Origin of the sequence: Hydrogenophaga sp. 70-12, assembly GCF_001897365.1 — a bacterium.
GTDB lineage: Bacteria > Pseudomonadota > Gammaproteobacteria > Burkholderiales > Burkholderiaceae_C > Hydrogenophaga > Hydrogenophaga borbori.
This window is the reverse complement of record NZ_MKSS01000371.1, coordinates 1-6,109: the sequence shown is the minus strand read 5'-3', so window position 1 is coordinate 6,109 and position 6,109 is coordinate 1. Positions and strand designations below refer to the sequence as shown.

General features: G+C 67.7%; 6 protein-coding genes. 4 read left to right on the top strand and 2 right to left on the bottom strand.

Translation table 11 applies throughout. The features are described from left to right. On the top strand, window positions 1-2,327 hold a 2,327-nt coding region (locus tag BGO22_RS18785; RefSeq protein ID WP_286852211.1), incomplete at its 5' end, for a catalase. Window positions 2,328-2,330: 3 nt separating this feature from the next. On the opposite strand, the gene BGO22_RS18780 is transcribed toward BGO22_RS18785, so the two are convergent. Continuing rightward, window positions 2,331-2,657, bottom strand: a complete 327-nt coding sequence (locus tag BGO22_RS18780) for a DUF1330 domain-containing protein (protein WP_070400102.1) — start codon at window positions 2,655-2,657, stop codon at window positions 2,331-2,333. Between the two features lie 122 nt (window positions 2,658-2,779). After that, window positions 2,780-3,574, bottom strand: a complete 795-nt coding sequence (locus BGO22_RS18775; RefSeq protein WP_070400103.1) for an RNA polymerase sigma factor — start codon at window positions 3,572-3,574, stop codon at window positions 2,780-2,782. 55 nt (window positions 3,575-3,629) lie between these two features. On the opposite strand from BGO22_RS18775, the gene BGO22_RS18770 reads away from it, so the two are divergent. The 3 genes from BGO22_RS18770 (at window position 3,630) to BGO22_RS18760 (ending at window position 5,833) form a co-directional block, all read left to right on the top strand. Continuing rightward, on the top strand, window positions 3,630-4,226 hold the full coding sequence (locus BGO22_RS18770; protein ID WP_070400104.1) for an ATP-dependent Clp protease proteolytic subunit: 597 nt from the start codon (window positions 3,630-3,632) through the stop codon (window positions 4,224-4,226). A gap of 201 nt (window positions 4,227-4,427) precedes the next feature. Beyond that, entirely contained in the window at window positions 4,428-5,576 is a 1,149-nt protein-coding gene (locus tag BGO22_RS18765; RefSeq protein WP_286852208.1) for a site-specific integrase, read from the top strand. 101 nt (window positions 5,577-5,677) lie between these two features. Continuing rightward, a complete protein-coding gene (locus tag BGO22_RS18760; RefSeq protein ID WP_166225870.1) occupies window positions 5,678-5,833 on the top strand; it encodes a hypothetical protein in 156 nt (51 codons plus the stop codon). Window positions 5,834-6,109: the final 276 nt, after the last annotated feature.

Below are 6,109 nucleotides of genomic sequence, written 5' to 3'. Positions count from 1 at the left end.
GCGAGACCTCCGCCGCGGACGCGATCCTGCGCCGCAAGGCGCAGCAGACCGACGACCTGGCCAAGGCCGTGCCGTGGAACGACAACAAATCGCTGGAGCACGGCTTTTCCCAGGGCCTGGCGCCCGCGAAAGGCGTCACGGCCCAGCCCCGGAGTCCGCTGCCGACCGGCAGCACCGTGTCCGAGGCGAACACCTCGGAGAAAACCGGCGACCCGGTGGCCGAGGGTCTCAATGCGGTGCATGGGCGGCTCGACCGCGTGCGCGCGGACGCCGCCGGCCAGGCCCTCACCACGAACCAGGGCGTGGCCATCGCGGACAACCAGAACTCGCTGAAGGCCGGCCTGCGCGGGCCGGTGCTGCTGGAAGACTTCATCCTGCGCGACAAGCTCACGCACTTCGACCACGAGCGCATTCCCGAGCGCATCGTGCACGCGCGCGGCTCCGCGGCCCACGGCTACTTCGAGTGCTACGAGCCGCTCACCGAACTCACCCGCGCGGCGCCCTTCCAGGCGGCGGGCCAGGTCACGCCGGTGTTCGTGCGCTTTTCCACCGTGGCGGGCGAACGCGGCTCCAAAGACACCGCGCGCGACGTGCGCGGCTTCGCGGTGAAGTTCTACACCGACGAGGGCAACTGGGACCTGGTGGGCAACAACATGCCGGTCTTCTTCATCCAGGACGCGATGAAGTTTCCCGACCTCGTGCACGCGGTCAAGCCCGAGCCGCACCACGCCATGCCGCAAGCCGCCAGTGCGCACGACACCTTCTGGGACTTCGTCTCGCTGATGCCGGAGTCCACCCACATGCTGATGTGGCTCATGTCGGACCGCGCCATTCCGCGCAGCTACGCCACCATGCAGGGCTTTGGCGTGCACACCTACCGGCTCGTGAACGCGGCGGGTGAGTCGGTGTTCGTGAAGTTCCATTGGTTGCCCCAGGCGGGCACGCATTCGCTGGTGTGGGACGAGGCGGTGAAGATCTCGGGTGCCGACCCCGACTACCACCGCCGCGACCTGTGGGAGCGCATCGAGGCCGGTGCCTACCCGACGTACGAACTGGCCCTGCAGGTGTTCACCGAGGAGCAGGCCGAGCGCTTCAGCTTCGATGTGCTCGATGCGACGAAGATCGTGCCCGAGGAGCTGGTGCCGCTGCGGCCCGTGGGGCGCATGGTGCTCAACCGCAACCCCGACAACTTCTTCGCCGAAACCGAGCAGGTGGCGTTCTGCACCGCGAACGTGGTGCCGGGCATCGACTTCTCCAACGACCCGCTGCTGGCCGGGCGCATCCATTCGTACGTGGACACGCAGATCAGCCGCTTGGGCGGGCCCAACTTTCACGAGATCCCGATCAATGCGCCCATTGCGCCGGTGCACAACAACCAGCGCGACGGCATGCACCGCCAGACCATTCACCGCGGCCGCGTGTCCTACGAGCCCAACTCGCTTGGCGGCGGCTGCCCCTTTCAGGCCGGCGCAGCGCAGGGCTTCGTCTCCGTGCCCGCGCGCCTGCAGGCCAAGGAAGAGCAGGGCAAGGTGCGGGCCAAGCCGGAAAAGTTTGCCGACCACCACACGCAGGCCACGCTGTTCTACGACAGCCAGACGCCGGTGGAGCAGGCACACATCGCGGCGGCCTTCCGTTTCGAGCTGAGCAAGGTCACCGTGCCGGCCATTCGCGCGCGCATGGTCGCCTCGCTGCGCAACGCATCCGAGGCGCTGGCGCAGGCGGTGGCCGATGGCCTGGGGATGGACGAACTGCCCCCGCCGTTGCCGCGCGCCCTGGCGACGCCGGCCAAGCCCGAAGTGAGGCAATCGCCCGCGCTCTCGCTGATGGCCCGTCCGGGCGACGGCCGCATCGCTGGACGGCGCATTGCCGTGATCGTGGCCCATGGGGTGCAGGGGGCGGCGGCCGAGCGGCTGCAGGCGGCGCTCGCGGCGCAGGGTGCGGTGGTGGAGTTCGTGGCCCCGCGCGTGGGCCGCGTGCGGGGGGCCGATGGGGTGGACCTGGAGGCCACGGCCTCGCTGGAGAACAAGCCGGGCGTCCTGTTCGACGCGCTCGCCTGGCCGCACGGCGAGGAGGGTGTGGCCACGCTGGCGCGGGATGGCCACACGATGGAGGCCCTCAAGGATGGCTACCGCCACGCCAAGGCGCTGCTGCTGGTGGGCGCCGCGCAGACGCTGCTGGACATGGCGGGCGTGCCCACCACCACCGCCACGGGCGATCCGGACCCTGGCCTGGTGCTGGCGGATGGCGAGGAGGGCGCGGACGCTTTCGTCGCCGCCATCGCGCGGCACCGCCACCCCGAGCGCGAGACGGACCCGCCGCAGGTGTGAGCCTCAGTGCTTGGCCAGCAGCTCGGAGGCCCGATAGCCCGGCGCCACCCCTTGCACCAGCACCGTGGCGCCGTCCGCGTTTTGCGTGCGCAGCGGCAGGATGGCCTGATAGGCATCGGACTGGTACCAGGCGCGCGCGTGGTCCATCGAGGGAAATTCGATGACCACGAGGTGTCCGGGGAAGGGTCCCTCCATGACCACCGGGTTGTCGCCATGCACCAGGAAGCGGCCGCCGTGCGCGTCCAGCGTGTCGGTGATCTCCTGGATGTAGGTGACGATGTCGGGGCCCCACTCGACGTGGCGCAGGTGAGCGATGGCGTAGGCAGTCATGGCGGATCTCCGGGCGGACGGTGGGTGGGCCTCGGGACCTCCCCTTGGCCTGCCTTCATCTTCCCCCCGGGGTGTCCCGGCTGGCGATGACCCGTGAGGTCATGCCCGCGGTCCGGGTCTGGTCAGACCGTCTCGCGGACCGCCTCACCCAGCGGCAGACAGGCCAGCAGCCCGGCCGGTGTGCGGACCTGCAAGGCCAGGAAGTCGCCGAACTGCACGAGGCGCGCGATCGGCGCCGGCGCAGGCGCTGCGGCCTCGCGCGCCCCGGCATGGGCGAAGGGGGCTGACGCGGCCATCGCCCGGGGACTCGACACCTGCAACACGGCGACCAGCCCCGCTGGATCGCGCTGCGCCAGCGCCCACTGGCACAGGGCCAGCAGGCAGTCGGTGTCCTCGTCCGAGGGCCGCGCCGGCGCCGCCGGCCGGCGCAAGCGCTGCAACAGGCGGTGCAGTTGCTGGCGCGAGGCCGCCTCGCTGCGCCCGGTCAGGCGCCCCAGCTCGGCGTGGCTGAAGTCGAATACCTCGACCAGCAGGACGGCCGCGGCATCGGCTGCCGCCAAGGTGTGGACCACATGCCGCAAGGCCTGCTCGACCCGTTGCGCCTGTTCGGCCAGTGCCTGTGGCGCTTCGCTCTCGACGGCTGTCGCGCCGTGGTCACCCGCTTGCTCCAGCAGGGCGTGGTATCGCTGACGCCGCCGCCAGGCGTCGATGCACAGGTGGCGCAACACGGTGACCAGCCAGGCCTCCCGGCCACTGGCATCGGGTGGTAGGCCGCCCTGCGCCGTGCGCAGCCAGGTGTCCTGCACCAGGTCTTCGGCCTCATCGCCGTGCGCCAGCCAGTGCCGCGCCAGCGCGACCAGGCGGTGGCGCAGCGCTTCATCGTCGATCAGGGGGTGGGAGTCGGCCGGAGTTGTCACGAAAAAACCCGCTCGTTCGTTTACCGGATGAAGCTAACACACAGGAGCGATTCCCATGCCTTCCCCGGACACCGACACGCCCACCCGCCCCGCCAACGCCCAGGACAGCGCCTTCTTGGAGGAGAAGGCCTTTCGCGCCCGCACCGTGCTGGTGTTCGGAACAATCACCGACGCGCTGGCCGCGGAGACGGTGCGCAAGCTGCTGGCCCTGGACGCCGAGGCGCGCGCGCCCATCACCATGATCGTCTCCTCGCCGGGCGGCCACCTCGAATCGGGCGACGCCATCCACGACGTGGTGCGTTTCGTGGCCTCGCCGGTCCACATGGTCGGCACAGGCTGGGTGGGCAGCGCCGCCACCCACCTCTATCTGGGCGCGGCCCGCGAGCGCCGTGTCTGCCTGCCCCAGACGCGCTTCCTGATCCACCAGCCCAGCGGCGGTGCGGGCGGTGCCGCCAGCGACATGGCGATCCAGGCCCAGGAAATCCTCAAGGCCCGCGAGCGCATCGCCGAGGTCATTGCGCTCGAAACCGGCCAGCCGCTCGAGCGGGTGCGCCAGGACATCGAGCGCGACCGCTGGATGCCGGCGCAGGAGGCCGTCGCCTATGGCCTGGCCTCGCGCGTGATCCGGCGGCGCGAGGAATTGGGGCTCTGAGCTTGGAACCCAAGTCCTGGCCTGCCCGGAGGGACTCGAACCCCCGACCTGCTGCTTAGAAGGCCAAAAATCCAGGCTTTCTAAGCCGTTGATCTGTCTAAAGTTTTCGGCATTTCTGCCGAAATTCGAGGTCAACGGGGACAATTTGGGGACAGTTCGCAGTATGAAATTCAGTGCGATCGCATCGAATAGGGGCCTTTCATGGCCTCGGTGAAGCAGCGCCCCAGCGGGACTTGGCAGGCAAAGGTCCGTCGCCTGGGGTTCCCCGACCAGTCCAAGACGTTCGCGCGAAAGACCGACGCGGAAGCGTGGGCGAGGGCTGTTGAGCGGGAAATGGACGTGGGCAGTTTTGTTTCGAGGAACAAGGCAGAGAACACCACATTCGGCGAGGCCGTCGATCGCTACCTGGCTGAAGTCGTGCCCAAGCTTCGGGCGCAGCGCCAGCCCACCAGCATGTTGCTCAAATTGAAAGAGCGTTTCGGCGAGTACTCGCTGGTGGCCATTCAGCCGTCGATGCTCGCGGCCTATCGTGACGAGCGGCTTCGAGCCGTTGGCCCCCAGACCGTGACCCACGAGCTGGGGCTGGTGAACCGGGTCTTTAAAGCCTGCCAACTCGATTGGGGCATTCCGCTGCCGCAGGGCATCCCGACGGCGGGCATTCGCAAGCCCAAGTTGCCGCCCGGCCGAGATCGACGCCTGGAGGGTGACGAGGAGGCGATCCTGCTGCGGTCGCTCGGTCAGGCGGCGACTCCCTGGATGAAGGCTGCTTTCGTTCTGGCCGTCGAAACGGCAGCCCGAAGGAGCGAACTGCTTTCCCTGGCCTGGCAGGAGGTTGACCTGACCAGGCGTGTCGCTCGCATTCGAGGGGTCGATGGTCGCGCCACGAAGAACGACCAGCGCTACCGCGATGTGCCGCTGTCCACGCGAGCGGTGGCGACACTGGCTCAACTGCCGCGTTCAACGACCGGTCGGGTGCTGCCCATCACCGCGGATGCGCTCGACTCGTCCTGGGATCGCCTGATCGCCCGATGCCGGCGCGAGCACGTTCATGGCGTTCTCACCAGGAAGCTCGAAGAACAGGGGATCGACGCGGCACGAGAGATTCGGGCCTTGGTCTACAAGAAGCGGGCCCCGCTGGACATGACGCTGAAGCTGCTCGCAGAAGTCGAGCGTGTGGAGATTCGGTTCCTGGATCTGCATTGGCATGATCTTCGGCACGAAGCGGTCTCGCGCTTGGCCGAGCGCCTGCAAATGCACGAACTGATGAAGGTCACGGGGCAGAAGACCGCCAAGATGGTCGCTCGGTACTACCACCCACGTGCCGAGGACCTTGCTGCGAAGCTGGGCTAGCTAGATGCGCGCCTTGCGGAGACTGAAACTCATTGAAGGGCGCCGTCCAAATAGAATGAATGACCTCAGTGCGACAGTGGACCTCAACCTCGAAAGATCTCATGTCTGCGGCGGACTACCTCAAGCTCTTCATGCTCTTTGGCATCGCGATCGGCATCGTGCTGAATCGGCGTTTGGCGCGATCGAGCGTCGCGCTTCGAATCGCGAACAAGCACTACGTTGACCAAACTGATCGCATGTTTGGTCTGAATGACTGAGCGGTGCCGAGCGCACGAAAGGCGTGCTCCTCGTATTGCCGTGAGGATTTCCACGCGATTTCGCGGTGCGCTTCCCATCCGCATGAAATTGACCCTGGCAAGGAGGCGGGTTTAGGTGAAGGACCATTGAGGCAGAGGCTCCCCACGGCTCAAGGCGAGCATCGAGCGCGAAGCCAGCTTCATGAACTTGAGCGTTTCCCACATCGTTCTGGGCTTGGCCGTATCCCGCAGGCCAAGATCGTCCACCATGCGCTCCAGTTCCGGGTCCAGGTGCGC

What these genes read in the sequence shown, in the direction of transcription:
- BGO22_RS18780 (WP_070400102.1), bottom strand. Translation starts at nt 2,657, where the DNA reads ATGACTGCCTACGCCATCGCTCACCTGCGCCACGTCGAGTGGGGCCCC.
- BGO22_RS18770 (WP_070400104.1), top strand. Translation starts at nt 3,630, where the DNA reads ATGCCTTCCCCGGACACCGACACGCCCACCCGCCCCGCCAACGCCCAG.
- BGO22_RS18765 (WP_286852208.1), top strand. Translation starts at nt 4,428, where the DNA reads ATGGCCTCGGTGAAGCAGCGCCCCAGCGGGACTTGGCAGGCAAAGGTC.
- BGO22_RS18760 (WP_166225870.1), top strand. Translation starts at nt 5,678, where the DNA reads ATGTCTGCGGCGGACTACCTCAAGCTCTTCATGCTCTTTGGCATCGCG.